Raw genomic sequence first — 280 nt, forward strand, 5'->3', positions numbered from 1 at the left:
AGCTGATTCAAAGACGCTCGATGCGTCGAGGCAACTCGAAGCGAATTCGATGAAGCGGATGCTCGTCTCTACCGAATGAGCTGCTGAGCCGTATTTTTCATCTTTCACAATTTTGAAAGAATGGCGGTCCCGACGGGACTCGAACCCGCGATCTCCTGCGTGACAGGCAGGCATGTTAACCACTACACTACGGGACCAATTTTGGTTGCGGGGGCAGGATTTGAACCTGCGACCTTCGGGTTATGAGCCCGACGAGCTACCGGACTGCTCCACCCCGCGA

Annotated in this window: 2 tRNA genes; both read right to left on the reverse strand. The window is 55.0% G+C overall.

Annotation, left to right across the window (positions count from 1 at the left end):
- Positions 1 to 121 precede the first annotated feature (121 nt).
- Positions 122 to 197, reverse strand: a tRNA-Asp gene (locus tag I656_RS0117405).
- Positions 198 to 202: 5 nt separating this feature from the next.
- Positions 203 to 279 (reverse strand) — tRNA-Met (locus I656_RS0117410).
- Position 280: the final 1 nt, after the last annotated feature.

It is taken from the genome of Geobacillus sp. WSUCF1 (assembly GCF_000422025.1).
Taxonomy (GTDB): domain Bacteria; phylum Bacillota; class Bacilli; order Bacillales; family Anoxybacillaceae; genus Geobacillus; species Geobacillus zalihae.